20 protein-coding genes are annotated in these 26,751 nt (G+C 37.3%); 13 read left to right on the forward strand and 7 right to left on the reverse strand.

What is annotated here, in order from left to right; translation table 11 throughout:
• Nucleotides 1-239: 239 nt before the first annotated feature.
• From psbD to BC008_RS09805, 5 genes are all read left to right on the forward strand, one after another.
• Nucleotides 240-1,298 carry a photosystem II D2 protein (photosystem q(a) protein) gene (gene psbD / locus BC008_RS09785; protein ID WP_058183477.1) on the forward strand — a complete coding sequence of 353 codons (1,059 nt, stop codon included), beginning with the start codon at nt 240-242 and terminating at the stop codon, nt 1,296-1,298.
• Nucleotides 1,299-4,038: 2,740 nt separating this feature from the next.
• Nucleotides 4,039-5,829 (forward strand): iron uptake porin, encoded by a 1,791-nt coding sequence (locus BC008_RS09790; RefSeq protein WP_027843819.1) that lies wholly within the window; start codon nt 4,039-4,041, stop codon nt 5,827-5,829.
• Between the two features lie 264 nt (nt 5,830-6,093).
• Complete coding sequence (locus BC008_RS09795; RefSeq protein WP_027843818.1) at nt 6,094-6,534, forward strand: RrF2 family transcriptional regulator; 441 nt, start codon at nt 6,094-6,096, stop codon at nt 6,532-6,534.
• A 246-nt stretch (nt 6,535-6,780) separates the two neighbouring features.
• On the forward strand, nt 6,781-7,743 hold the full coding sequence (gene cysK / locus BC008_RS09800; protein ID WP_027843817.1) for a cysteine synthase A: 963 nt from the start codon (nt 6,781-6,783) through the stop codon (nt 7,741-7,743).
• Between the two features lie 79 nt (nt 7,744-7,822).
• Nucleotides 7,823-8,542, forward strand: a complete 720-nt coding sequence (locus tag BC008_RS09805) for a J domain-containing protein (protein WP_027843816.1) — start codon at nt 7,823-7,825, stop codon at nt 8,540-8,542.
• 481 nt (nt 8,543-9,023) lie between these two features.
• Here the strand turns inward: BC008_RS09805 and BC008_RS09810 are convergent, their stop codons facing one another.
• Both BC008_RS09810 and BC008_RS09815 read right to left on the reverse strand, forming a co-directional pair.
• The gene (locus tag BC008_RS09810) at nt 9,024-10,226 is read right to left on the reverse strand and encodes a hypothetical protein (RefSeq protein WP_027843815.1); all 1,203 of its coding nucleotides are present in this window, start codon (nt 10,224-10,226) and stop codon (nt 9,024-9,026) included.
• Between the two features lie 66 nt (nt 10,227-10,292).
• Nucleotides 10,293-11,426: a TRAFAC clade GTPase domain-containing protein gene (locus BC008_RS09815; protein ID WP_027843814.1), complete on the reverse strand. Its 1,134-nt coding sequence runs from the start codon at nt 11,424-11,426 to the stop codon at nt 10,293-10,295.
• 449 nt (nt 11,427-11,875) lie between these two features.
• Here BC008_RS09815 and BC008_RS09820 point away from each other — a divergent pair, with 449 nt between their 5' ends.
• A complete protein-coding gene (locus tag BC008_RS09820) occupies nt 11,876-12,748 on the forward strand; it encodes a 6-pyruvoyl trahydropterin synthase family protein (RefSeq protein WP_027843813.1) in 873 nt (290 codons plus the stop codon).
• 321 nt (nt 12,749-13,069) lie between these two features.
• Here the strand turns inward: BC008_RS09820 and BC008_RS09825 are convergent, their stop codons facing one another.
• From BC008_RS09825 to BC008_RS09835, 3 genes are all read right to left on the reverse strand, one after another.
• The gene (locus BC008_RS09825; protein WP_063800755.1) at nt 13,070-14,116 is read right to left on the reverse strand and encodes a PrsW family glutamic-type intramembrane protease; all 1,047 of its coding nucleotides are present in this window, start codon (nt 14,114-14,116) and stop codon (nt 13,070-13,072) included.
• 5 nt (nt 14,117-14,121) lie between these two features.
• Nucleotides 14,122-15,036, reverse strand: a complete 915-nt coding sequence (locus tag BC008_RS09830; protein ID WP_027843812.1) for a class I SAM-dependent methyltransferase — start codon at nt 15,034-15,036, stop codon at nt 14,122-14,124.
• Nucleotides 15,037-15,314: 278 nt separating this feature from the next.
• Complete coding sequence (locus BC008_RS09835) at nt 15,315-15,911, reverse strand: hypothetical protein (protein WP_153009557.1); 597 nt, start codon at nt 15,909-15,911, stop codon at nt 15,315-15,317.
• A 368-nt stretch (nt 15,912-16,279) separates the two neighbouring features.
• On the opposite strand from BC008_RS09835, the gene BC008_RS09840 reads away from it, so the two are divergent.
• The 6 genes from BC008_RS09840 to BC008_RS09865 all read left to right on the forward strand — a co-directional run bounded on the left by BC008_RS09840 (nt 16,280) and on the right by BC008_RS09865 (nt 21,819).
• Nucleotides 16,280-16,993 (forward strand): PspA/IM30 family protein, encoded by a 714-nt coding sequence (locus BC008_RS09840; RefSeq protein ID WP_027843810.1) that lies wholly within the window; start codon nt 16,280-16,282, stop codon nt 16,991-16,993.
• Between the two features lie 46 nt (nt 16,994-17,039).
• On the forward strand, nt 17,040-17,954 hold the full coding sequence (locus BC008_RS09845) for a phosphate ABC transporter substrate-binding protein (protein WP_027843809.1): 915 nt from the start codon (nt 17,040-17,042) through the stop codon (nt 17,952-17,954).
• Between the two features lie 286 nt (nt 17,955-18,240).
• Complete coding sequence (locus BC008_RS09850) at nt 18,241-19,302, forward strand: phosphate ABC transporter substrate-binding protein (RefSeq protein ID WP_027843808.1); 1,062 nt, start codon at nt 18,241-18,243, stop codon at nt 19,300-19,302.
• Nucleotides 19,303-19,708: 406 nt separating this feature from the next.
• Nucleotides 19,709-20,419, forward strand: coding sequence for a PspA/IM30 family protein (locus tag BC008_RS09855; RefSeq protein WP_027843807.1), 711 nt, complete (start codon nt 19,709-19,711; stop codon nt 20,417-20,419).
• 214 nt (nt 20,420-20,633) lie between these two features.
• Nucleotides 20,634-21,572 (forward strand): phosphate ABC transporter substrate-binding protein, encoded by a 939-nt coding sequence (locus BC008_RS09860; RefSeq protein WP_027843806.1) that lies wholly within the window; start codon nt 20,634-20,636, stop codon nt 21,570-21,572.
• Nucleotides 21,562-21,819 carry a hypothetical protein gene (locus BC008_RS09865; RefSeq protein ID WP_201026104.1) on the forward strand — a complete coding sequence of 86 codons (258 nt, stop codon included), beginning with the start codon at nt 21,562-21,564 and terminating at the stop codon, nt 21,817-21,819. Before BC008_RS09860 ends, BC008_RS09865 begins: the two co-directional genes overlap by 11 nt.
• Nucleotides 21,820-22,516: 697 nt before the next feature.
• On the opposite strand, the gene BC008_RS09870 is transcribed toward BC008_RS09865, so the two are convergent.
• Nucleotides 22,517-23,623 (reverse strand): alpha-hydroxy acid oxidase, encoded by a 1,107-nt coding sequence (locus BC008_RS09870; protein ID WP_027846885.1) that lies wholly within the window; start codon nt 23,621-23,623, stop codon nt 22,517-22,519.
• A gap of 454 nt (nt 23,624-24,077) precedes the next feature.
• Here BC008_RS09870 and BC008_RS09875 point away from each other — a divergent pair, with 454 nt between their 5' ends.
• Complete coding sequence (locus BC008_RS09875; protein WP_027846886.1) at nt 24,078-24,461, forward strand: hypothetical protein; 384 nt, start codon at nt 24,078-24,080, stop codon at nt 24,459-24,461.
• A gap of 568 nt (nt 24,462-25,029) precedes the next feature.
• Here BC008_RS09875 and BC008_RS09880 read toward each other — a convergent pair.
• Complete coding sequence (locus BC008_RS09880; RefSeq protein WP_027845328.1) at nt 25,030-26,652, reverse strand: hypothetical protein; 1,623 nt, start codon at nt 26,650-26,652, stop codon at nt 25,030-25,032.
• Nucleotides 26,653-26,751: the final 99 nt, after the last annotated feature.

The following is a 26,751-nucleotide window of genomic DNA, read 5'->3' on the forward strand; positions in this document are numbered from 1 at the left end:
TCGTATTCTTTGCCCAGACTGAGATACTGGAAATTAAAGGGCAGACAAATTAAAAACCTGATTGAAAAAAATAGGGATTTGCACCTAGAATAGATGAGAGAAAGTAAAAAAATGTAAACTAGATTGACAATCTGGTTAACATCCTAATCTTTAAATTAAGGCAGTTAATAATTAAATACTTGTCTGAGATTAGGGAAAACCCGTAATTATAAATATCTGAATTTGGAGATTTACGCGATATGACTATCGCAGTTGGACGTGCCCCCGCGCAAAGAGGGTGGTTTGACGTCGTAGATGACTGGTTAAAGCGAGATAGATTCGTCTTTGTTGGTTGGTCGGGATTACTACTATTCCCTTGCGCTTACTTAGCATTAGGTGGATGGTTGACAGGGACAACCTTTGTTACATCTTGGTACACCCACGGTTTGGCATCATCTTATTTGGAAGGATGTAACTTTTTAACCGTAGCAGTATCTACTCCCGCAGACAGCATGGGACATTCCCTATTGTTGTTGTGGGGACCAGAAGCTCAAGGAGATTTCACTCGTTGGTGTCAATTGGGCGGTTTATGGAGTTTCGTCGCTTTACATGGAGCTTTCGGTTTAATTGGCTTCATGTTGAGACAATTTGAAATTGCTCGCCTAGTAGGGATTCGTCCTTACAATGCCATTGCATTTTCCGCACCAATTGCTGTATTTGTCAGCGTCTTCTTGATGTATCCCTTGGGTCAGTCTTCCTGGTTCTTTGCCCCAAGCTTCGGCGTAGCAGCAATCTTCCGTTTCTTACTATTCTTACAAGGTTTCCACAACTGGACACTTAACCCCTTCCACATGATGGGAGTAGCAGGTGTACTAGGTGGAGCGTTACTCTGTGCGATTCACGGTGCAACAGTAGAAAACACCTTGTTTGAAGACGGTGAAGGATCTAACACTTTCCGTGCTTTTGAACCAACCCAAGCAGAAGAAACCTACTCAATGGTGACAGCAAACCGTTTCTGGTCTCAGATTTTCGGTATTGCTTTCTCCAACAAACGTTGGTTGCACTTCTTCATGCTGTTTGTTCCAGTAACAGGTTTGTGGATGAGTGCGGTAGGGATTGTAGGCTTGGCATTGAACCTACGGGCATACGACTTCGTATCCCAGGAACTTCGAGCAGCAGAAGATCCTGAATTTGAAACGTTTTATACCAAAAACATTTTGTTGAACGAGGGTATCCGTGCTTGGATGGCTCCTCAAGATCAGCCCCACCAGCAATTTGTATTTCCAGAAGAGGTTCTACCTCGTGGTAACGCTCTGTAATTAAGAATATTCTTTAGCGTTAATTAGTAACCTTACCCCTGTCCTTCTCGGTCAGGGGTTTTTTCTATTGGGTTTCAAGTCAAATCAGTACCTAGGGTTTGCTGTTTGCAGCTTACCGATTCCTTCCTTAGGGAATGAACGGCGAGCGTTAACCCCTAAACCCTAAAGGGTGTGTCTCAACCTGTAGCGTACGTCAGCTGAAAAAAAGTCTTTTGGTGAAGTTAAGGAACAGCGAAAAGTACGACTACCCCACGCTTTTTCTAAGCGCTATTCGGCGGCGCAGCCACCCCGCAGGGTGGAAATGCTATTTTTGGATGCAGCAAGCTGTATGACTACGTCACGCAATACCTATAGCTGCGCTACCTACGGATCCGGTACGCTACGCTAGCAACGCTAACATCCGTAGGATGCGTACTAACACCTCTGGTACCCCTCACATCCACAGGCTGTTTACTAACACGGTAGGTGCCTGCAAGCAAGACAGAGAATGGAGAACATTTTCACGCTTACTTTTCCAGTTTTTCCAACCAGAAAAATTTTGTTTGCAAGCTTTTCAAGTATCTTACCCCTATTCACTTGCACTTTTTCCTTGCCAATGGCAATGCCAACCTGAAGTTATTTCGGTAAACCGAACTATCTTGACTAGTCGTTAAGCAAAAATATGTTATATTCAGGAAGGAAAAGCAAAAGTTAATTTAATTGACTTTGCAATTAGAGATTAAGTCCGCTTAGGCAAAAAGGAGGTGATGCCCATGCAAGATAGTAGTATAAGCATGGGTCCTCAAGTTGCAGTAGGCCGGCTGTGCGCCGGGGCTGTTCTCTAAGATTAACCTAAGTCTCTTTGAGACACTAGTTAATCTCAAGTAGCTAGGTTCGCTTGGAGATCCTTCCGGCAGTCTGGTTGCAACTTGAAGACCCGCTAGACCGCTCTTATCTAGGCTCCTTAGCCTATCATAAGAGCGGATAGTTTTTAGAAATAATTTGAACAGAAGTAAGAATTTTAAAGGTAAGAATTTTACAGATAGTAGGTAAAGGAAAATAGCAGTTGGAACCCGGCTCTTCTGAAAGGTCAACTTTTATTCCAGAAATACTTCAAAATTTTTAGGTAATATTGTTTATAGATTATTTGCAGTTAAATTGCTGAGTATAGATATTTTCTATGCATCTTATATGGATGATACTCACCATGTGTTGATATGAAACAGTTATTTTTCAAGTAATAACAAGAATTTTTTAACAGCAAATATGTAGTGGTTTTCGTTCGATACATACCTATATCCCGCAGATACACTTTGGGAATGATGAAGGTATCTCTACCAAGCAATTCAGTCCTATCTAAGCCTAACCTAAGTACTTGGGCAAAATTAATTAGACATTTTTTTGAGGTAGGGAACGGGGAACAGGGAACGGGAAAAAGGTAATATAACTAGATAGTCAAATATATAAATAATTTTACTTACCTACTTATATCGGATTCTAAAGTGATATTGCTATGTAGTCTAGTTTCCCTTATTATCTCGAACGCAAGTAAAAACTCATTGATGTGTGGGTCAAAACTAAAAATAATATGTCGGGAACATTTTAATTCTAACTCCTGTCCTATATATTTTGGGTTATCCTATTGGCCTATATGATTGTTTAATAAAAGCCGCTAAGCATATATAGCCTAAGAGGAAACCTAAATTTCAGGTTTGATAAATACCTAAATTAATAAGATAAAGGATATCGCATTTAATTGCGCTTCACTGCAAAGGATGAAAGTACATACTATTTATGCGATTATTGAGCGTATAAGTTTGAATTTATCTATAATTATCGTTTATACATAGGTATTATTAGCAAATCAAAGTTTAACTAAATTATCCTACTTCTTAAAACCCCGGACATTAAAATTAATAGTATTCTTTATAACACTAAAATTATTTAATAAACTTATAAATACCCAAAAAGCAAGAAATAAAGCAGGGATTTTACAAGACCGCTGACAAAGAAAAAGTGTGAAATTTTTTAAACAAATACTATCAATTATTTAATACTATATAGAACATTATGAAACTAATCTTGATTTGAAATCGCAATTAGTAAATAGCACAGTAAATTATATTACTTTCAAGTAAGAAATAACTAATGGCTTGTGTGTATAAAATAATCAGTTCCTTACAAAGAAGTATGTTTGAGACAAATAATATATTATTGTATGGTTTTAAATTATACTATTTAATAGGGCAATTAAAAAGTATCAAAAGAAATATTATTTCGCCAAAAAACCCTTGTTATAGGGACATACGAGTATTTTGAATATTAATTGTAAGATTTTCCCTTAAAAGACACGGACAAAAAAAACGTAAAAAAAACTGTAAAAACAATGAGCTTTAATTTGAGATAATTAAAAAAAATACCTTAAATCATAAGCAATAATAATAATAAATTTCGATATCTATATTACGTATATTCAACTATTAAGATAATATAGGACTTATATTTTCTCATGTTGCTATATCAATCAAATGATTTATAATCCGATATTATAAATAAATGTTTTTGCACAGTTGTTTTTGCACGAGTTAATAACGAAAGTATTAATTAAAAATTTTTCTGAGCTGTTAGCTTTGCAAAAAAAACTAAAATCATAGTTAGGGCAGTCAAGCCTCTTCCACAGAAGAAGATTTAGTTAATTTCAAGGAATTGTGTTTGCAGCAAGTGAAATTGTCTATGCAAGGTTGTGAGGAGAATAGAAAAAATGTCTAATTTATTGTGGAAATCCTTGGTGGTGACTCCAGCTGTTTTTGGAGCATCAGTACTTGTCTCAACTTCAGCGATCGCTGCAACTAATGCAGGGTCATCCAAAGTCTCAACAACACAAGAGCTATCCCAGGCTGAGAAACAAGAGCCTTTAGCATTAAATAGTCAAGAAGTCCTGAACCAACCAGAAGTAATAGCTCAAGTTCAACAACAACAAACAGTACAAGTTAGCGAACTAGAGAAAATTGATCGCTACAGTCAAGAGGGGGTTAGTGGCGATTCTCAGTCCCAAGTAACATCTGTTTCTCAGTTCTCTGACGTACAACCAACTGACTGGGCGTTTCAGGCTTTACAGTCTTTGGTCGAAAGATATGGTTGTATCGCTGGTTATCCTAATGGTACCTATCGTGGTAACCGTGCTATGACCAGATATGAATTTGCAGCTGGTTTGAATGCTTGTCTGGACAGGGTAAATGAATTGATTGCAACTGCGACAGCCGATCTGGTAACCAAAGAAGATTTGGCAACTTTACAGCGGTTACAAGAAGAATTTTCAGCAGAATTAGCAACATTGCGCGGTCGTGTAGATGCATTGGAAGCTCGAACTGCGGAATTGGAAGCAAACCAATTTTCTACTACAACCAAGCTGAAAGGGGAAGCCATTTTTGCTCTTACAGATGCATTTGGCGATGGTGCTAGCGATAACAATACTGTCTTCCAAAATCGTGTTCGTTTAGGTTTGGAGACTAGCTTTACTGGTAAAGATAGGTTGATTACTCGCCTTGATTCCGGTAATGCTGAAAGGTTCGATCTAAATGATGATAACGATAATGCAGTAGATACTTTTGAAGGAACTCAAACCTTTAATGAGCCTGAAAATGGTAACGATGTTGAAATCGGTAGATTGACTTACGAAGTCCCTGTTGGACCAGCAAAACTATATGTCGCTGCTGCTGGTGGTAGACATAGTCACTACGCTGCTACCAACAATCCTTACTTTGAGGGTGAAGAGGACGATGATGGTCAAGGTGCACTATCCACCTTTGCTTCTGAAAATCCGATCTATCGCATTGGTGGTGGTGCAGGTGCTGCACTTAACTTCCGGTTTGGCGATAAAGGCGGTATTCTCAAGGGTACTTCTGTGACCTTGGGTTATTTAGGATCTGAAGGAAGTGGTCCTGGAGATGGTGAGGGCTTGTTCAATGGAAACTACGCTGCACTAGGTCAACTCAACTTTAACCTGGGTGATCGTATCGGAGTCGCAGCCACATACGTACATGGCTATCATGGTGCAGGCACACTGTTATTCGATGAAGGCGATGTAGGTGATGAAAACGAACTTCCCAGCGCTACTGTTGGTACTGGGTTTGCAAACCGTGGGGGAATAAACAGCGTTACAGGTGCGAGTAATCCCTTCTCTAGTAATACCTACGGATTATCTGCAGCTTTCAGAGCGAGTGAAAAGATTTCCATTAGCGGCTTTGTCTCTTACACCGACCTAACAGGTTTCGGTAGCAATGATGATGGTGAAGTTTGGAGTTATGGCGCGGGTGTAGCTTTCCCTGACTTTGGCAAGCGAGGTAACCTTTTAGGTATCTATGCTGGCGCACAACCTTATCTTGGAGAAGTTGGTGGTGAAAGACCCTACCACATTGAAGGTTTCTACAAGTATAGAGTCAACGATAATGTTGCCATTACCCCTGGTATCATCTACTTAACCGCTCCTGGTCAAGGTGATGACGCTGAGGAAGCCTTTATCGGTACTTTGAGAACTACATTCAGTTTCTAGAATATTCGGGATTCTGAAAGATTCGGGTTCTTGAAAGATTGAAAAAATTTAGAATAAAATAACTCTGATTCTTTTCTAATGGGGGTATAGCAGCGCTATACCCCCTATTAGTATTAATGGAAAACAACAAACCCCAGTGGAGAACCGGAGTATACTGTAATAGTAGAGATTCTCAGCCATACTGGTAATTATCCTTAATAATTATCTGTAAGTTTTAATCTCTAAACTTTCAATTTCGCACTCCGAAGTTACTATTTATTACCTGTGGAACTATCATGTAAATCTGAATATGCAATTCTGGCGTTAATAGAACTTGCAGCTAACTATCATTTGGCTGAGCCACTACAAATAAAACAGATTGCAACCAAACAAAATATACCCGATCGTTATCTAGAACAATTATTAGCAACTCTTAGGCGTGGGGGCTTGGTTAAAAGCCAACGTGGCTCAAGGGGGGGCTATTTTTTAACTAGAGAACCACGAAAAATTACTGTTTTTGAAGTTTTAGTATGTTTAGAAGGGTTAGATAAAATACATGGATGCGAAGAAGACAAACAACCCAAAACAGTGGAAAGCTTTATTGTTCAAAAAGTTTGGCAAGAAGCCCGTTATGCAGCTAATTCAGTTTTAAAAAAATATACTCTTGCTGATTTATGCGAGCAACGGGATTCACACAAACAGTTGGACATCATGTATTACATCTAATTTCAACTTGGTTGTTATCTTTCAATAGTCGATTAAACTTGACTACTAGTAATCGTAAATTATTTCTGGATGATAAATATCCCTTCCTACGGTTAGTCTCAAAATCTGTTAGGTTCAAAATCTAGGAATTAGGTATAAAACCATAAATCTTTTTTTGTTCCTATTTTTGTTCCTGAAACTCTATCTTGAGTTCTCAATTTTGTTATAAACATCCCTCTGATTTTTTGTAAAAAAAACACAATAAATATGGATATTGCTCGTAATATTACAGAATTAATTGGTCGTACTCCCCTAGTTCAACTTAACCGCATTCCCCAATCAGAGGGCTGCATAGCAAATATTGTGGTGAAGTTAGAAAGTATGAATCCTGCAGCATCAGTTAAGGACCGCATTGGCACAAGTATGATTAATGCTGCTGAAGCTGAAGGTTTAATTTCTCCCACTAAGACAGTATTGGTAGAACCTACATCTGGAAATACTGGTATTGCTCTAGCAATGGTTGCAGCAGCAAGGGGGTATCGGTTAATTTTAACTATGCCGGAAACGATGAGTGCTGAAAGGCGATCGATGTTGAGAGCATACGGAGCCGAACTTGAATTGACTCCCGGGATAGAAGGGATGAATGGAGCAATTCGCCGAGCACAGCAAATCGTAGACAAAACGCCTCATGCGTATATGTTGCAACAGTTCCGTAATCCTGCGAATGCGAAAATACACAGAGAAACAACAGCGGAAGAAATCTGGCAGGATACAGATGGAACAGTAGATATGATTGTTGCCGGGGTAGGTACCGGCGGTACAATTACAGGTATATCTGAAATCATCAAAGCACGCAAACCTAACTTCAAAGCGATCGCAGTTGAGCCAGCGAGCAGTCCAATATTATCTGGTGGTAGACCCGGACCCCATAAAATTCAAGGAATTGGTGCAGGGTTTGTTCCCCAAGTATTAAATGTAAAATTAATAGATGAAGTAATTACTGTTACTGATGAAGAAGCAATTCATTATGGTAGGCTGCTAGCGAGAAAAGAAGGTCTATTATCTGGTATATCTAGTGGAGCAGCTTTATGTGCTGCAATTCAGGTTGCTAAACGTCCAGAAAATAAAGGGAAGTTGATTGTGATGGTACAACCAAGTTTTGGAGAGAGGTATTTAAGTACACCACTATTTCAAGATTTAGAGCCAAGAGTCACTACTAATATCAGCTAAAGATATATTTCTGAGATATGTTTCTAAATATCTTTCTAAAGTACTTTCTCTAAAATATGAGTTCTAAATATGTCTAAATATGGCAGAACCCAATCATTATGAAATTCTTGAGGTTAGTCCGGATGCAAGTCAAGCGGAAATAAAACAAGCCTATCGTCGTTTAGTGAAGCGGTATCACCCCGATACCAATCAGCAAAATAAAGATAACGAGCGAATTATTCGCATAAATGCTGCTTATGAAATATTAGGTGACCTTCAACGTCGCCAATCCTATGACCGACAATTGGGGATTGGAAACTTCAGTTTTGATCGTCACAACCGACAAACTAGCGATCGCAGACAGAAAAGAGCAGCTACAGCGCAACAACAACACCAAGCAAAGCGCAAACGTCGAAAAAATGAAGACGAGAAAATTGAAGAATGGCTGCGCTTTGTTTATAAACCAGTTAGTAGTTTACTTCATAAAATTCTTTATTCTTTGCAACCACAAATTGAAAAATTGGCTGCAGATCCCTTTGACGATCAACTGTTAGAAGAGTTTCAGGATTATTTACAAGTTTGTCAAGACAAAATTAAGCAAGCACAAAATACTTTTCGTTCTTTACCCAATCCTGCTATTTTGGCGAGAGCTGCTGCTCATCTGTATTACTGCTTGGATCGGGTTGGAGATGGGTTAAATGAGTTGGAGTATTTTCCCCTCAATTACGATGAGAGTTATTTGCATGCTGGACAAGAAATGTTTCGAATCGCTGATGCATTGCATCAAGAAGCTCAAGATGCTGTGAATATATATGCTTAGGAAGAAGACAGGAGTCAGGAGTCGTAGAGACGTAGCATGCTACGTCTCTACAGGAGTCAGAAGTAAGTCAGGAGACAGGAGTCAGGAGTAATACCAATTTGGAAAAATCATGAGACAAATAAATTTTTGTAGAGACGCGACATGTTAACCTAGCGGTTACGCTGCGCTAACGCGTATCTACTGGAGAATCTATTGCAATTATTTATTGAATTGATATAAGAAGTAGGAAGAAAAGTTAGATTTGGTTTTTTAAATCTATATTTAATCAATATTCTTTAAACTCTTTTTTTAAGACGCAGATCTAGACCGCAGTAATTTTACAAAGGTATTACTTATCGTATGATCGTTGGTATCAGCAGCACATTGAATTTGTTTACTTTGTGATAGCATTTAGTTATTGATAAATATCACTTTTTTGATGCACTACCATTTGGCAATAACCTGAGAAACGCGGTAAGTAACAACTGTAGTCAACATCACTTCAAACTTTTGGTATATGAAGACTCCTTAACCATTTAGTAATTGACTCTTCAATCGATTTACGCAATCGACGATTTTCCCAGGAAAAACTATCATAAGTATGACCTTGGATATATACGCTATGCTTACGGATCAAATCTTCTTCTATCAATAGCAGAACCTGTTTACCTAAACCTTCCATATAGCTTGCCTCCATAGCTATTTTAAGATTTAGTTCATCACTATGTTCGCACCCTAAAATAGCTATACCATAAGAACAAGAGATTGCGTGTACTTTTGCATTATCCCAAGTAACCGGCGTAGCCGAAAATTCATCAGATCGAATAACCTGCAGATCGAAATTCTCTCCAATTTTTTTAATCGTATTGTACATATCTCGAAGAATTAAATCTGTCCTAGAAGTATTTTTGGAATCTGGAAACTTCATCATCAAAAAAATTAGCTTGTTTGGATTATCACCATAATGCTTCTGAAACTTCTTAACAAACCCTTCTAATACTATTAGATGCTTGTATCCTAATAAGTTAACAATTGCTGTTCCAACGGTACTTTTCCTAGACGGCTTGCTTACCAAGCTGCTTAATGGATACTTAGACTTCTTAGATTTACCCAATAATTTAATACTAGAAATCCAATGTCGTAGATAAAATATAACGGATTTTATTATACCCAAAAACGATAAAAACAAATCATAAAGTAAGTTGAGTATGCCACCCAATTTATTTGAAGAATTAGTTATTTTTCCTCCTTCAAAATCATGCATACCCAAATCTTTAGGCGTAGCATATTTTTTTATAGTACCAAGTTCCCAAAATTTTTTATAATACTTCATTGAGATATTATGAAAATAATCATTTAATAGCTCTTGTGAGTCAACATCAAGTTTTTTACTTTTAACAATAAAACCTTCCGCATGCAGAATTTTCCTACCTTGTGAGTCTCTCAAATATTCATTAGAGAGCATACTAATATCTTTACAGACAGCATATACAACTCGAAAAATTAACATTAAGTTACCAATACGATTTTTTCGTAGCTGCCGATGTATGACTTGTCCTTTAGCAGTTGGCTCTTCCTCTCCAATAGTATCAGCAATAACATGTAATAAATCCTCATCCCAGATAAAATGAGGTCCTAAAACTATTTTGTAATCTGATTGTTGATTACGACTAAATAAAAAAGGATATAAGGTATCTTTTAGCATCGTTTTAATTATTTTATCTTAGCGGTAAATCACTCTGTGAACGTTTTAATTTTATAATTCTAAATATCACTTTTTGAGTATGCTTCCTTTATTCTCAGGTGATATTTCAAAATTTTGTACATCATCTTTAAATTGCCTTACTAGCTTAAGTAATGCTTTCCTTTTTTCATTTGTAATGTAAGAGTCATTAGATTGTTTACGAAAAATTTCTTCAAGTATTCGCACGCTTATCCATTGAAATCCATTAGGTAGAAATTCAGATAATGGGTTTAATAAGTAGATGAGAATTGCGGAAGATCTTAAACTTAAAATAAATTTTCTAAATCCTGTTATTTCTTCTAATTTTATACCTTGTTTATTTTCATATTTATCTAATGAACCTTGAAGAACATCAATCAAAATATAAGCTAAAGGAATTTCAATATTTAAAGCTTCTATCTTTCTGCTCATTGTCATATTTATTTTTTTTCTTATCATTTTATTAATTTTATTGATAAATCTCTGTCTTCTACTCCCTCTGTAATCAACAAAATCTCTTCCCAAAGCACTTATAGGAATTAAACGAGTAGTACTCGGTGAATCCCTTGCCTGTAAAAACTTGTCAAATTCTGGAATGTCTGATTTAAGTTTTTTATTTATATCTTGCAATGAAAATTTACTTAACTCTTTTATATAATCCCACTTAGAAATAATGAAATGAACAGGTAGTGAGTGTCGGTCATTTTGAGTTATCTCTTGAAGCATTTTTCTTAAATCGTAAAGAAATTGATCGTGATCTTGTGTCTTTTTATCCTCTATAAAATCTAGTAACTTAGCGCCATCTAATAAGCAAAGTAAAACATCAGCAGATGCTATTTGACTTTTTAGTCTTTCATTATTTCCTTCAATAAAGGTTCCGCCAGCATAATCAATATAACTAAACTTGCAAGCTTTATAAGCTCGATTTTCACCTGGAACTATCAAATAGCAATTGAAAAACCATATCTGTGTACTACGGGTTCCATCAGGCCAATTTTCAGAAGGTGAGACCAAGGTTTCAAAAACTTTTTCTAGAGAATTCTCTCTTTGCCCATTTGATTCTAGAAAAAGATAATAACTGCCTAGTTGTAATATTTTGAGCTTATTATATAAACAAGAAAGATATATGGTCTTACCTGCACCAGACCCTCCTAACATCACAATACTAAAATTAGGTATCATAATTAATTACAGATATCTCATTAATTTTGATAATTAAAGATAAATCGATATCAAATCAAATTGACTCAAGATAATAAATTTTGCGTCAATCAAGATGGTAAAAATTAGAAATAAGTTAAGAATCGAGGCCTCAATCTTTAAAATTCTCAAATGCAAGGCAACTAAGAATATTCAGCTATAACAAAAGGAAATCTGCTACTCAGAATCGGATACCAAGTTGATATAACAAATAAACTTCAAAGTAATTATATACAAAGCTTTCATCAAGACATCAATGCTTGTGAACTGGCAAAATATCAACTATAATATTATACCTTCATTTTTTATATAGCAAGTATTTTTGATAACTTCCCCAATAAACGGGCAATAACAAAATTAATTAACAAAATTGGTTTATGCTGGTATCAGAGAAAGTTTAAGAAATTTTAAGTTTTGCTAAGAGTTCGCTCATGCAATGCATAGTTAATCGTCGCGCTCAATTTTCTGCTAGTCACCGATATTGGCTACCAGAATTGAGCGAATCTGAAAATAAAGATAAATTTGGTGCTTGTTCGCGGTTCCCCGGACACGGACATAATTATGTCTTGTTTATTTCCCTCGCTGGGGAACTAGACGAATATGGAATGGTACTAAATTTATCTGATGTCAAACAAGTAATCAAGAAGGAAGTTACTTCTCAACTTGATTTTTCCTATCTCAATGATGTGTGGGAAGAGTTTCAAGAAACACTCCCTACTACTGAAAATATTGCCCGAATTATTTGGCAACGTCTAGTACCTCAGTTACCTTTAGTCCGCGTGCAGTTGTTTGAACACCCAGAACTTTGGGCTGAATATATGGGAAACGGAATGGAATCTTATTTAACTGTTAGTACTCACTTTAGTGCTGCTCACAGATTAGCGCACCCCGACCTGAGTCTTGAAAATAATTTTGAGATTTACGGTAAATGTGCTCGCCCTAATGGACACGGACATAATTATCATTTAGAAGTTACCGTCAAAGGGGAAATTGATGGACGAACTGGAATGATTGTTGATTTAGGAGAGTTAAATCAAGTCATCGAAGACTTAGTTGTCGAACCATTCGACCACACTTTCTTAAATAAAGACATACCTCATTTTGCTTCTGTTGTTCCTACCGCCGAGAACATTGCTTTGCATATTAGTAACTTATTGCAATCGCCGATCAAGGAATTAGGAGCAAAACTTCATAAGGTTAAGCTAATCGAAAGCCCAAATAATTCTTGTGAAATCTATTGCACCGAATCTGGAGATAATTCCCAAACTGGCGTTCAAAATCAGCCTGTATTGATGCAGGTATAACAAGCTTTCTTTAAGCAATAAACTTTGTAGAGATTTTGTAGAGACGTTCCATAGAACACCTCTACTTTAGCGTCTCTACATTTTATTATTTGGAGTTTCTAACCTCCAGAAAACTTCTAAAAAAACTTATAGCGGATTGCAAGTAAGTGAGGTGTAGCCAAAAAGCTAGAAGTTATATCATGTCCGGTAAAACACTTGCGATAAGGTTCGTAGTAGCGCTTTAGCGCCATAGTAAAGATATTGGCGCTAAAGCGCTACTACAAACAAACATATTTTTTCATAAGTAATTAAGCGGACATGATATTATACGTAAAGCAGGTTTCACTCCTGACTCCTGTCTCCTGTCTCCTGACTTCTGCTATAAGGTGATTCTTCAGTATGCTCTAACCCATCAAGCTTCTGTGGTAAATACTGGGTTCCGGAAAAGTATAGGTAGCGATATATTCCCCAAGCTAAGATCCCAAAACCTATATTTACTAAAGAACGACTTAGTGTAAACCACAAAATACTTGACCCGAAAAATTCTCCCCAGCTTAAGGGACTTAAAATTCGAGCAAGAAGAAATAAACCAAAAATTGCATTACCACCTAATATCAAGGTTAATAAAATCAAACCGCGCTGGAAGTAACGATGTTTGGGAGTTTTTGCTGTGACGAGAATTATTGACGACTTGCGTTCGATTTTGCGCAGTAATTGTTCCAAGCGCCAGAACATCCACAATAATAATGGGAATAACCCATAGTTCAAAAAGCTGAGTGAAGGCTCGCGCGAAGCGCTCGAAAGAATATTTACCAATGCATGACAAATTATAGAATTAATCCAAGCTTGGGGAAATAGCTTGCGATCGTCTTCGGAATCGATTCTACATCCAACAGTAATTGCAATCGCATATGCCCAAGGTGCAGAAAACATTGCATGTGCTGGCGTACGAATTAACCTTTCTACAATTGATTCAGTGCCATTAAGTAGAGAAACACAATTTTGTTGGGCAGTAAATCCCAAAGAAACTGCGATCGCAAATAAAAAGAGACTAGTACGTCGTAATTTGTACCGTCTTTGAAAAAACCAAGCAGGTAAGAATACAGTAGCTAATTTACAAGTTTCTTCAATTGGTGCAACTTTTACAAGTTGTCGCCAAATTTCTACCACTAGGTAGCCTCTAATGCTTTGCCAATTTGTAAATGTACCCAGAATTATTTCAAAATTGGATTGTAAAATAAGAGCAATCCCACCAGAAATTGCTCCAAGTGCAAAAAACAACAGTAGACGAAACAGGGACGGGCTATTGGGAACGCGGTGAAAATAGTAAAATAAAAGTAGTAGTGGTGGTAAAACTCCCCACAATATTAAATAATTCAGTTCGCTCAAATTTTTTATACCCGAGCAATGACTGTACGATGTCGAGGACTATTGAAGCTGATGCTAGGAGTCTGGAATCCAGCATCAATTAGAGCTTGCTTAATGTCGAAACTGAAGTACTCATCAAGATAAGGCTCAGTACTTTTAAGTAATGTCAACACATAAGGTGGCATTTTTTTGAAAGCTTCCGAGCAAGGATTCATATCCATAATTGCAAAATATCCACCAGGAGTCAGCAAACGTTTAGCCTCTGCAAATATCTGTCTAGTTGCTGACTGGGGTAATTCGTGACAAACCAAACAGATAGATACTAAGTCATATAAAGCATCTTTTAACCCTGTGGATTCTGCAGCTGCATGAACCCAATTGATATTAGCTTGACGTTGTTTTGAATTATAGTTAGCAACAGCTAAAAAGTAGGGAGATAAATCTACACCTGTGATTTTGGCGTGGGGATAAATTTCTTGTAAAGCAAAGGTGCTCAGACCTACACTGCAACCCAAATCTAGAATATTTTCGGGTGTTTGGGAAATTTCGACCTTGAGGACATCGTGATAGCTTTGGCGTAGTTTTGCATCACCTTCCGAATTGGTACCACCCCAAAGTTTAGCGTGAACGGCGTAAGCTGCAGATTCTACCTCAAAAGCAGCTAGCCAACTCATATTACCTTGTTCGTAAGCATGAAATGAGGTGAGGTAATAATCTGGATAAGAAATTTGGTGATTTTGTACTTTTGCTAAATCGGTTTCCCAATTACGTAATTGCAATTGTTCGACTGTTTTTGTCCAAGGTACGCCAATTTTTTCCGCACGTTTAATCATCATTTGACGTGCTTGGTGTTTAGCAAAGTCAGCTAAAGGTTTAATTGATAGCACTCCATTTACTAACCGGGAGGCTAGATCGGGAGGATTTTTGACAGCAACACTCATCGCTCAGCTTTTCTTGGACTATTCGTTCACTTTTGGCATGATAACTGAGCTTGGGGCATAAGAAATATAAGAAGTCTTTACATTAGGTGGTAATGGGTAATTGGTAATTGGTAATGGGTAATGGGTAATTGGTAATTGAACAAGCCTGTAGCTTTCAATAAAACAGCAATATGAATGTCAGTAGCATTGCATCTAAGATTATTAAGATTTACCACTCAGATAGATAAGACGCATTTAACTCCCTGTTCCCTTCATAGTAATCCCATAAATAAGAAGAATTATTGATCGCAAAGAATTAACGGTTCAGGAGGCTCAGTGGTTTCAAGAGAACCTTTATAAACTAAAATTTCAGGTTTAATTGCTGTGTTTGTAGGTATAAAGGTCAGGATACATAATTCTGGAATGCGATCACAATCATCACCGTCAAGATCCCTGTATTTGAGATGGGGAGAATTTTCGATCTCCTCCGTAGTGAAATTGCGATTTTGAAATAATAATTGATAGTGTCCTACCGGTAATGTAAAAGAAAAAATCGTAGCATCGTCATCTCCAAAAAGATATACCCGTTCCCCATCAACAATTTGGAAAGGAAGGGCGATCGCACTAGCTTCAAAGGAGTCCTTAGCCGCAGCAATAATTGGATCCATCTCTAAGGTTTGAGAAACTGCTATCTTTACCCAATAACTTTCAGCATCGCTCAACATATCAAACCCAATAAAATCGGGATACCAAATAAATCCTTGGGGTCCCATTAGTAAATTTGGCACTCGATTTTCATATCCTTCCTTCCTCCTATACACTTCCGATGACTTAGAAATGTGGATAAATGGAGTGGATACATTATCTATTTTGATTTCTGCAAGTATTTTATTCACAAATAAATAACAATTACTGGGTGATTCTTATAGTCCCACGTTTATAAGACGAAGGGAGAACATCAGTTAATTTTATAGGTAAAATCAAGCTACAAATAAAATTTAGCTTTCATTTTCCTGCCTGCATAAAACAGATGATCATAATTAAGATTAGGTGCAGAAGTCATTTTTAATATGTTATTGCAGGGTTAAAATACTGCGAGCGTCCCAATAAGTTTAGTATATATGCGGTAGCAAGTCATCTAGGTATTAAGTAACTATTTTTATATTAGCTTTCAGGTATTATACTTGGACACATCCTAGTTTTATAAAGTTACAATCTGAGTGTTTACGCACTTACAGTAATTCAGTATTTATTTTTACTTAAAATGAAAAAAGTTATTTATTGGCTGATGGGTGACAAAGCCGGTCGTACTGTAGTTGGAGCTTGGAATTGGTTATGGGGAATACCCGTAGAATCTGGTGGTAAAGTTGCCGTAGCGGTTGCGGAGGAATCGCTACAATCAATGCAAGAATCCGTGCAAAAATTAGCACAAGCAGTTGCCGGTCAAGAAGGTGCTTATAAAAGGGCAAAGCAAAAATATGAAGAAAAAATCAAAGAGCTAAAAACCTTTGAAAAACAAGCTTTGACTGCACAAAAACAGGGGAATCAAGAAGCTGCAAGGCTGGCGATGACTAGAGTTGTCCAAGCGGAACAGATTTTACCGAAGCTTGAAGAGATGGTTAAACAAGCTGAAACAGCAGTCAATGCTTCCAAAGATAAGCTAAACCGGGAACGGATTAAGTTAGAATCATATAAGGCTGACATGCAGAATATGAAAGATATTTCTGAGGTCAATGCCGCATTAGAACAGATTGCGAAAGTTAACAACGAATTTGATATCGGTTCAGCGAAAAGTCAATTTGAAGCAGCCAAAGGTGCAGTCGAACGTCGAAACTTAAGTGCGGAAGCCTTGGCTGAATTATCAGAAAATCCGGCGGAAAAGTTACAAGCTGATTTGGAAAATATGACTTTAGATGACGAAGTTGCTCGTCGTCTACAAATTTTAGAAGATTCCGATCCTAAGCAACTACCAGAATAAGTAAATACGTAAGTTTAAGTTTTAACTACAAATCAAATTAAATATTATGAGTAAAAAAAGTGGTCCTCCCCCGATTGTTTTTATACTTTTATTCCTAGCTTTGCTCGGTGGTGGTTATTGGTGGTTCTTCATGCGTAAGCCAGAAACCACGGTACAAAATAGTGGTCAATCGTCTAAAAATCAAACAGGTCAAGGTTATCAACAAGTTACTCCTGTTTTTCCCGCACCAACTTCCGTATCTCCAGATACTAGTGTAAGAATTGATGGTTCTACCAGTATGGTGACCATTAATCAAAATCTCAAAAGAGGTTTTGAAAAAAAATTTCAAGGTGCGAGTGTTATAACAAATGCCAAGGGTAGCAGTAATGGTATCCAAGCTTTAAGTAAAGGTACCATTGACATTGCTGCGGTTTCTAGACCCCTAACTCAACAAGAACAAAGTCAAGGATTGGTCGCAGTACCCGTTGCAAACGATGCGATCGCAATCATCGTCGGCATAGATAATTCTTTTATCCGCGGAGGGTTAACCACCGATCAAGTGGCAGATATATTTCAAGGTAAAGTTAATAACTGGTCTCAGGTCGGTGGTTCAAATGGAAGTATCCGAGTAATTAATCGTCCTGCGGTTAGCGGTACCCATCAGACTTTTAAAGAATTGGTACTTAAAGGTAATAACTTCGGTACTACATTAAATATCACTACTTTACCAAGGGATGAAACAACTGGGCTAATCCGCTCTTTAGGAGTTAATGGTATTGGCTACGCTACTTTTGCTCAGGTTCAAAACCAGTCAACAGCGCGGGTACTTCCCATAGATAGTCTCAAACCGGAAGCTGCTAACTATCCCTACGTTCGACAGTTATCTTACGTTTATAAAAATCCTCCCAGTCGTCCAGTTCAAGATTTCTTGGGTTACGCAACTTCTCCCGAAGGACAACAAGCTGCATTGGTTGGTAATTAATTATTGATAGAAATTAGTAATCAATAGAAATTAATAATTAATTGAAATTAATATTAATTCGGCTGTAGAGATGTAGTTATGTTGCATCTCTATTTTTTTATCTTTTAACTTTTGCTATCTGATGCTCCACAATACTTACAGTAAGTTGCGCTAGCCGTTAACACCCTAAGATCGCGGTCTGTTTCAATTTATGTGTAGCGATATATTCAGGTTTGTAATTTCTCTGACAACATTTATACTGATAACTGGGATACATCAGTAAACAACAATAAAGAAATCAAACTTTATGAGTAAAAAAAGCAGCCTTTCCCCAATATTTTCTATGCTTTTACCGATACTGTTGCTTGGTGGTAGTTATTGGTGGTTGCTTGCGAGTAAATCTGACGTTACAGCACAAAATAGTAAAAAACTATTGTCAAATAATCCCATTACTCTAGAGGGGAAGTCTGAGACAAAAGCACTGGATAGCAAAAAATTCTTGGCTAACAGTTTGATTATTCAAAAGGACAAATCCGATCTCAAAGCACAGAGTAACAAACAAAAATTAGCAAATAATCCAATTAATCGAGAAAGTACTCAAAAAAATCAACCTGTATCTCTAAGTTTTTCCAAACCAACTTCTGTCGCTCCCGGTACGAATATAAAAATTGATGGTTCTACCAGCATGGCGATAATTAATCAAAATCTCCAGAAAGGTTTTGAGAGCAAATTTCAAGGTACAAGCGTAGTCACAACCGCTTATGGTAGTGGTCATGGTATTAAAGCTCTGATTGATAATAAAGTTGATATCGCTGCAGTTTCTAGAACTCTGACTCCAGAAGAAGAAGCTCAGGGATTAGTTGCAATACCTATGGGTAGTGATGCGATCGCAGTAATGGTGGGTAAAGATAATCTCTTCATCAAAGAAGGATTAACTAGCAATCAAGTAGCAGATATTTTTCAAGGCAAAGTTAATAACTGGTCGGAAGTAGGTGGATCTGATGGAAGTATTTTAGTAATGAATCGTCCTCCTGTTAGCGGTACCCATCAAACCTTTAAAAAGGTAGCTCTTGGAGGAAATAATTTTGGTACAACACCAAACATCACGACGTTACCACGGGATGAAACTACAGGATTGATCCGTGCTTTGTCACTTAATGGTATTGCTTACGCTACCTTTCCCCAGGTTCAAAATCAATCAATGGCGCGGGTAATTCCTATAGATGGTCTTACACCGCAAGCTTCTAACTATCCCTATAAGCGAAATTTGTTTTACGTTTACAAAAATCCTCCTAGTCCTGCAGTAAAAGCATTTCTAGGTTACGCAACTTCCCCACAAGGGAAAAAAGTTGCATTAGTTGATAAGTAATCGATTCACAGTTTTAGGGATTGGGGATAGCACTGCGTGCCGCCTGCGGCATATAGCGACTGGCGACTGGGAATGTAGTTTATCACTGTAATAGCAGCGTGGGCGTCACCTAATTCCCAATTCTTATCTTAACCTTATGGAAAATTACACGCCTCATATCAGGCGCTTTACAAACTTTAAGGTGTTACCATAGCAGATATACAGTACCACAAAACTTCAATTCATTTTTAAGTAGTAGCTGTTTAATTTGAAAGGTTTTGACTCTAAAAGTTTTGACTCTAAAAATTAAGCTCGATTGCATTACTCAATAATGAAGTAAAGAAAGTAAAAATATTGCGGCCAAGCTGGATCATAAATCATAATTATTACTCGCGTTTATTATTGTGTCTGTTTATATATTTAATTCATGAAAAAATTTATTTACTGGCTAATGGGTGATAAAGCCGGACGTGTAACCATTAGTATTTGGAACTGGTTATGGGGATTACCCGTAGAGTCTGGTGGTAAAGTTGCTGTAGCAGTTGCAGAAGAATCTCTACAATCAATGCAAGAATCTGTGCAAAAGTTAGCACAAGCTGTGGCTGCTCAAGAAGGTGCTTATAAAAGAGCAAAGCAAAAGTATGAAGATAAAGTCAAAGAGTTGCAAACCTTTGAAAGACAAGCTTTAACAGCAAAGAAACAGAGTAACGAAGAAGCTGCACGAATGGCTATGACCAGAGTTGTCCAAGTAGAACAGATTTTGCCGAAGCTTGAAGAAATGGTCAAGCAAGCCGAAAATGCAGTAACTGCTTCCAAAGATAAGCTCAAGCGAGAACGGATTAAGCTAGAAGCTTATAAGACTGAAATGCAGAATATGAAAGATATGTCTGAAGTCAATGCTGCATTAGAACAAATTGCCAAAGTTAATAATGAATTTGACATTGGTTCTGCAAAAAATCAATTTGAAGCCGCTAAAAGTGCTGTGGAACGGCGAAATTTAAGTGCAGAAGCTTTGGCTGAACTTTCGGAAAATCGAGCGGAAAAACTGCAAGCTGACTTGGAAAATATGACCTTGGATGATGAAGTTGCTCGTCGCTTACAAATGTTAGAAGATTCCGACCCCAAGAAATTACCATAGTAAGTAAGTAAGTAAGTCAATTAATTAATCGACCTATCTATAAAACCACATATTACAGAAAAAATATCGATTTACTTTGTTTGCTCAGTACTGACCCCAAAGTTATTGATTTAAATCGAAGAAAAAATTGTTATTTTGTAACTTCTTTTATTATCCTAGTCGGATTTATACTTAGAGCAATAAGGTGTGAGTAAACAAAAATAAATTAAATTTTATGAGTCAGAGAAAAGGTCCTCCTCCTATTGTTTTTATACTCTTATTTATAGTTTTGCTTGGTGGGGGTTATTGGTGGTTCTTCATGCGTAATCCTACGCAACAGGATAACGTTCAAATACTTCCTAAAAATAATCAAAATCAAGTAGCCCCTGAAGTTACTCAAGCACCGGTAGCAGCACCAATCCCTGAAGCTTTCCCTTCGCCAAATTCTGTTTCTAGTGGTACTGATATAAGAATTGATGGTTCTACCACTATGGTAACAATTAATCAAAATCTCAAAAGAAGTTTTGAGAGGAAGTTTCAAGGTACAAGTATACTCACATCAGCTACCGGTAGCAGTAATGGTATTAATGCTCTGATTGATAGTAAAATTGATATCGCTGCAACTTCTAGACCTCTAAAACCAGAAGAAAAAGCTCAAGGATTAGTTGCGGTTCCAATAGCTAGTGATGCGATCGCAGTAATTGTAGGTAGAGATAATTCTTTTATCCAGGAAGGATTAACTAGCGCTCAAGTAAAAGATATTTTCGAAGGAAAAGTTAATAACTGGTCGCAAGTCGGTGGTTCTAATGGAAGTATCCTAGTAATTAACCGTCCTCCGGTGAGTGGTACCCACCAAACTTTTAAGAAGTTGGCCCTTGGAGGAAATGATTTTGGTACCACACCAAATATAACTACGCTACCACGAGATGAAACCACAGGGCTAATACGCGTTCTGGGACTTAACGGGATTGGTTATGCAACTTTTGCTCAGGTGCAAAATCAATCAACAGCGCGGGTACTTAGGGTAGATGGAGTAACACCTGAGGCTGCCAATTATCCATATACTAGAGAGTTATTTTACGTTTATAAAAATCCTCCTAGTTCTGGAGTAAAAGCATTTTTGGGTTACGCAACTTCTCCAGAGGGACAACAAGCTGCATTAATTGGTAATTAGTGTTTGCTTTTGGGGAGGTTTAGGGGTCAGGGGTCAGGAGTTAGAAGTCAGAAGTCAGGGGTCAGGAGTCAGAAGTCAGAAGTCAGGAGTCAGGGGTCAGGAGTCAGAAGTCAGAAGTCAGGAGTCAGGGGTCAGGAGTCAGGGGTCAGGAGTCAGGGGTCAGGAGTCAGGAGTCAGGGGTCAGGAGTCAGGAGTTAGAAGTCAGAAGTCAGGAGTTAGAAGTCAGGAGTTAGAAGTCAGGAGTTAGAAGTCAGGAGTCAGAAGTCAGAAGTCAGGGGTCAGGAGTCAGAAGTCAGAAGTCAGGAGTCAGGGGTCAGGAGTCAGGGGTCAGGAGTCAGGAGTCAGGGGTCAGGAGTTAGAAGTCAGAAGTCAGGAGTTAGAAGTCAGGAGTTAGAAGTCAGGAGTTAGAAGTCAGAAGTCAGGGGTCAGGAGTCAGGAGTTAGAAGTCAGAAGTCAGAAGTCAGAAGTTAGGGGTCAGGAGTCAGGAGTTAGAAGTCAGAAGTCAGAAGTCAGAAGTCATATCAAGTCCGCTTAATTAGTTACTATATAACCCTCTTGAAAAGACGGTGGTTATTACCTAATAACCCTTTTACTTATTACTTATTACTTATTACTTACTACTTATTACTCATTACTGTGCGCTGTAGACACTAAAGTGTCTGTGTGCCTTGCTAACACTTTGTGTTTGCCCGCATCCTAGCGGATGTTAGCGTTGCTAGCGTAGCGTACCGTAGGTATTGCGTGACGTAGTCATACAGCTTTGCTGTCTATAACGCGCCCCGCTTAGCTAACATTACTTCGCCCCCACAGATACGCTTCAGTTAAGGTTTTTTAGTGATGATTTCAGGTCTGTAGAGACGTTGCATGCAACGTCTCTACCAACTAATTTAGTCTTAACTGAACTGTATTGGGTTATAAGGTATATTTCCCAAGGATTTTTGAGTTTATCTCACCAAACTCAAATCAATATCTTGGATTCTGCTACAACCACATAATGCCATTGCAACAGATAGTTCATTTCGTAAAATGTCTAGAACATGAGTTACTCCTGCTTCTCCTCCCACCGCAAGACCCCACAAAATCGGTCTTCCAATTAGTACTCCAGAAGCACCCAAGGCTAATGCTTTGAGAATATCTACCCCTCGACGAATACCACCATCTACAAGTATTGGAACTTGACCATCGACAGCTGTAATAACTTCAGGTAAAGCATCAAAAGAAGCGATCGCGCCATCAAGTTGACGCCCACCGTGGTTAGAAACAATAATAGCTTTAGCCCCGTATTCAACAGCGCGAAGAGCATCGTCACCCCGCAAAATTCCTTTAACGATCAAGGGTAGGGGAGATAGCGATCGCAACCATGCTAAATCTTTCCAAGTGATTGCTGGGTCTAGCTGTTGGGCGAAGTATAACAGTAATCCTGATTCGCCATGCTCAGTGGGAATTTCCAAATCTGATATGCTGGCAAGATTAGCTAAATTTAAACCTGCTGGTAAAGTAAATTCGTTCCGTCTGTCCCGTTCTCGCTGTCCTAAAACTGGAGCATCTACAGTCAAACAAAGTGCATTGTAACCAGCAGCATAAGCTCTTTTTACTAAGTTACTGGTTAAATCTCGATCCTTATGGATATAAAGTTGAAACCATCTGGGAGTATTATTAGAATTATTACTTGAAGAATTAATATCTGAATAATTACCTTGCGTTGCTACTTCTTCAATACTTTTAGTAGACATGGTACTTAGTGTCATACCAACACCGGCTTTTTTTGCCGCTCGTGCTGTTGCAATTTCTCCCTCTTCATGGGCTAAGCATTGAAAAGCCATCGGTGCAGTTAACAGAGGAGATTGCAGAGATTGTCCTAAAATTGAAGTACTCAAATTGCGATCGCTAACATCTATAAGTACGCGGGGTTTTAATTTCATACGCTCAAAGGCTACCCTATTATCACGTAGGGTCAATTCATCCCACGCACCACTGCTGTAATAATCAAACGCCATTTGAGACAATTGTTTTTTTGCTAATTCTTCATATTCGAATAAATTAATGGGCACAGTTTTTTATTCCATTTTGTCACGTTTAAAATAATTTATATCTCAAATAATGAATATTTAAACAAATCAGATAGTACAAACTACTATAGGAGTTTAAGGTATAAATTAGTTGATTATGAAATTCATAAATACTTAAACAGATTACAGAATCTATTAGCGCTTTTGCAAAGCGTGTATTTGTGGCTCGAATTACGTTTCTAGAATATTTTCTTCACAAAATCTTTAGCATTTATAGATTGCAGAGTAAGTGGAAATTTAAATATTGAGAATAAAATATCTTACTCTCTTCCAAGCACCAAAAAGCCACATTTAATGGATAAGTACTATCGGTAAGCCTCAAAAATTTTTATTCAAAAACAAAAAAATATATATAATCTTGATACAATCATGAGCGAAGGGTAATTAGATTGCATTAAAGTTTATCTGAGATAATTCATATCTCAAAGTATAAAGTATGGACAAATTAATCAAGATTTTCAATGGGATGTTTGCCTTAGCGGTATTAACCATTTTAGCTTCTTGCGACCGTTCTCCGAAAGTACAGAATTGCAAATTTGTTGACATAGAAAATCCAGTGAAAGAACTTAAGCTTAATGAAGTTGACGCCAAGGGTGGAGAGGTTGAGATGCGTTGCGGAGATAAAAACCTTGATGTTGCTTGGCGTCAATTTCGTCGCGGTTTCAATATCGATCCGGAAAAATATAAAAATAATTTACAAGCATTAGAAGACCAAGTGACATGTATTAAAGACGAGCATACAAAAGGTCAAGAAATCTTATGTAATAAACCGGGCGATCAAAATAATATTGTTATTTTAAACTTTACTTATGACGATTAGTGCGTGCAAATTTATTGTTGATTTATTTTTTGATAGCTATTGGTTATTAACCATAGACATCTACTCACATCATCATAATCACATGTCTATTGGTTTTGATTCAATACTGTTAATAATCGATGAGGTTGAATAATTAAAACTAATCTTAGTATTGCGATCGCTTCATGGAATACCTCTTAGGTGATTATCAATATTTAATTGCTAAATCATCTCAAAATGTGACATTGATTACGTAAACACTGAGAACAAAAAGTACTATCGATACCAGTAACAATAGTATTAGTAACTTCAGTAAGATTGATATCTGCAATCAGTAGGTCTTCATGCGGAATTGAAGAAATAAATTTATTGGTAACTTTTTTGTGTTCCTATCTTCTAAACAAAGCAAAAAACTGTTTAAGTTCAAATGATAAATTTTATTTGATTCGTATCAGACGCGATATATCGCGTCTAACGAACGTAATACCAATTTAGAAAAATAATGAGACAGATAGATTTTGTAGAGACGTTGCATGCAACGTCTCTACCGGAGAATCTGTTGCAATGATTTATTGAATTGGTATAAGAATCACCTTAGTTGCGATTTTCTACCTTGAGAACTATTCTCTGGAGAAACTTTTGGTGTTAATGGTGGAATATTTACAGAGATATCCCTTAGTGCACCTCGATAGATTAATGCACCTACAGTATTCAACTTAAATCCCCAACCTTGAGGTAAATTTCCATCACCATCATTTTGTCCCAAGTCTACATAAATGCGTGGTGGAACAAAATATTTTGCATCATCTGCGCCGATCAATTCATCTACTTTTGTCATAATTTTATCGACAATCAAATCGAGTTCGGCATAACTGCTATAGTTTTGTTGTAAGGTCGATTGAGTAAAGGCGATAAATTCCCGCACTGATTTTACTTTCTGATCTATTTCTGTACTTGATTCTTGACTTATTCTGCTCAAAGAAGAATTGTCAAGACCCAATTGTCTTAAGATTAGAGGCTCTAAATATCCAAAAAGCTTCACTTGTGCTTCAATAATTTTGGTATCATTAACGTCTTGATGACGGGGTAACAAAGTACGGAAAGCACGACGCAATACTTGAGAAAGGGTAAAAGGTGGAAAAGGAATACTGTTAGGATCTACAGCAATTCCATTGTTTGTCATGAGTACATCCAAGGGTGGTAAATCAGGAGGTACAATTGGCATTGGAATATTAAAAGCTTTTAATTGTGGGTTTAAGCTTTTGCTACTGAGAATATTTTCTTGTCTGCCATTCTGTTGCTTCTGAATTTCCAGAATTTCTTTGGCTTTACCTTCATCCCCATCTAATATTGAAGTTAACCCTTTGAGATTAAAGGGATAAACGATAGTATTCAAACTGATATAAACAAATTCAGAGCAATAAGCTTTATTTTCAGGATTATTAAGGAATTCTACTGCGCTTTCATCACCTAGACTAGCTAAAGCACAATTTTTGAGCAATTCTTTGAGACTAGTCTTATTAAGAACGCGAGTGGGGTCTCCTCCATTAAAATTATTGCTGGAAAATTGAACGAAGGGATTCATTAGTCCCATCCAACAGATAATGCTATTGGTATATCCCCTCTGCAGATCTGGCGTCACAAATTTGGGAAAAACTAAGTGTTGTGCTACTGCAACAAACCCATTTTCTCCATATAAACCCTTATGGTAATCATCGGGTTCGTTAAAAGAGGCAAAAGCTTTGGCTCCACTTTCTCTAATAACAGGTACAATTACACCAGAGTGATGTCCCTCATTTTTGATGAAAATTTCCATCAAATTATGGATGTCATAATTACTCTGGGGAGGATGACGTAAATCGACGGCTTGACCGTAACGATCCTTATTGTATTGATAGGTGCAAACTAGCAAACCGTATCTATCGAGAAATTGAATGATATCTTGATGTCCAGAAACCGTTTTTCCTTCAAAGTTAGTAATCGTCTCCCCATCTGCAATCCCAATAAACCCTGGTACCCGAATAGTTTCTATATCTATTGAGGTTTCATCATCAACGACAACTTCTTTATGAAACAATCGTTTCATATCCTCTACAGGCTTTCCTTGCATGTCATCGGGACTTCGGATAGAGTTGAAAACTTCCAAATCCACATCTTCAGGAGAATACAAAGGTAAATCTGTAGAATTAAAAGTACTATTTATCGCGTTCATGTCGAATATTTATATGTAACATACTTTGTATTATGCAATTATTTACTCCAGAAAATAGTTAGTTTCAGAAGAATTTTATATTTGAGAAAATAAATAATT

Origin of the sequence: Mastigocoleus testarum BC008, from assembly GCF_001456025.1 — a bacterium.
GTDB classification, from domain to species: Bacteria; Cyanobacteriota; Cyanobacteriia; order Cyanobacteriales; family Nostocaceae; genus Mastigocoleus; species Mastigocoleus testarum.

Bases quoted from the DNA above. Each gene is read 5' to 3' on its own strand.
- psbD (WP_058183477.1), top strand. From the start codon at position 240: ATGACTATCGCAGTTGGACGTGCCCCCGCGCAAAGAGGGTGGTTTGAC.
- BC008_RS09790 (WP_027843819.1), top strand. From the start codon at position 4,039: ATGTCTAATTTATTGTGGAAATCCTTGGTGGTGACTCCAGCTGTTTTT.
- cysK (WP_027843817.1), top strand. From the start codon at position 6,781: ATGGATATTGCTCGTAATATTACAGAATTAATTGGTCGTACTCCCCTA.
- BC008_RS09805 (WP_027843816.1), top strand. From the start codon at position 7,823: ATGGCAGAACCCAATCATTATGAAATTCTTGAGGTTAGTCCGGATGCA.
- BC008_RS09810 (WP_027843815.1), bottom strand. From the start codon at position 10,226: ATGCTAAAAGATACCTTATATCCTTTTTTATTTAGTCGTAATCAACAA.
- BC008_RS09815 (WP_027843814.1), bottom strand. From the start codon at position 11,426: ATGATACCTAATTTTAGTATTGTGATGTTAGGAGGGTCTGGTGCAGGT.
- BC008_RS09820 (WP_027843813.1), top strand. From the start codon at position 11,876: ATGCAATGCATAGTTAATCGTCGCGCTCAATTTTCTGCTAGTCACCGA.
- BC008_RS09830 (WP_027843812.1), bottom strand. From the start codon at position 15,036: ATGAGTGTTGCTGTCAAAAATCCTCCCGATCTAGCCTCCCGGTTAGTA.
- BC008_RS09840 (WP_027843810.1), top strand. From the start codon at position 16,280: ATGAAAAAAGTTATTTATTGGCTGATGGGTGACAAAGCCGGTCGTACT.
- BC008_RS09845 (WP_027843809.1), top strand. From the start codon at position 17,040: ATGAGTAAAAAAAGTGGTCCTCCCCCGATTGTTTTTATACTTTTATTC.
- BC008_RS09850 (WP_027843808.1), top strand. From the start codon at position 18,241: ATGAGTAAAAAAAGCAGCCTTTCCCCAATATTTTCTATGCTTTTACCG.
- BC008_RS09855 (WP_027843807.1), top strand. From the start codon at position 19,709: ATGAAAAAATTTATTTACTGGCTAATGGGTGATAAAGCCGGACGTGTA.
- BC008_RS09860 (WP_027843806.1), top strand. From the start codon at position 20,634: ATGAGTCAGAGAAAAGGTCCTCCTCCTATTGTTTTTATACTCTTATTT.
- BC008_RS09875 (WP_027846886.1), top strand. From the start codon at position 24,078: ATGGACAAATTAATCAAGATTTTCAATGGGATGTTTGCCTTAGCGGTA.
- BC008_RS09880 (WP_027845328.1), bottom strand. From the start codon at position 26,652: ATGAACGCGATAAATAGTACTTTTAATTCTACAGATTTACCTTTGTAT.